At 69.1% G+C, this 776-nt stretch carries 1 protein-coding gene; it reads left to right on the top strand.

Translation table 11 applies throughout. The features are described 5' to 3' along the window. The coding region (locus AC1RL8_RS31235; protein ID WP_492687441.1) for a contractile injection system protein, VgrG/Pvc8 family at positions 1-776 on the top strand (776 nt) is incomplete at both ends.

Raw genomic sequence — 776 nt, 5'->3', positions numbered from 1 at the left:
CGCGTGCTCGCCCCGTACGCCGAAGCCGGCAACTGGGCCTTCTCTTCCGAAGTGAACAGCTTCCTGGCCGACGCCCCCGTTCGCACCTACTGCACCCAGTACCGCGAGAGCGACTACGACTTCTTCTCGCGCCTGCTGGCCGAAGAAGGCCTGGCCTGGCGCATCGAAGAAGACGCCCAGGCCCCGACGGGCCACAAGCTCGTGATCTTCTCGTCCAACGACACCCAGACCGCCGATGCAGGCTCGCCCGTTCGCTTTCACCGCAAGAGCTCGCAGGAGCGCAGCGACGCCGTGCAAGCGCTGGTGCGCCGCATGCGCCAGTCGGTCGCACAGGTGCACCTGAGCGCCTGGAACGTCGACGGCAAGCGCCAGCTCACGGGCAGCGCCCCGGCGCGCTTTCCGGTCGGAGGCAAGAACGCCCCGCGGCTGGAGTACGACGACGTGCTCGGCCTGAACGACCGCAGCCGCGGCTGGGACACGAACCGCACCGTCGAGCGCTACGCGGCATTGATGATGGAAGCGGCCGAATGCCGCGCCGACCTGATGCTGGGCCACAGCACCGTGCGCACCTTGCGCGCGGGCACGCGCCTCGAGATCGACGACGCGCCTGCACTGGGTTTGCAGGCCAGGCCCGCACTGCTGCTGGACACCGTCGAACACGTGGGCATCAACAACCTGCCCAAGGACACGGCGGCGTCGATTGCGGCGCAGCTGGGCGCGCTGACGGAACACCTCGTGTTCGACCAGCCCTGCGCCCCTGTGACGGCCGAGGCCGA

This window comes from Variovorax sp. GW822-FHT04E09 (assembly GCF_058800845.1).
The sequence above is the reverse complement of the archived record's forward strand: the minus strand, read 5'-3'. Positions and strand labels throughout refer to the sequence as shown.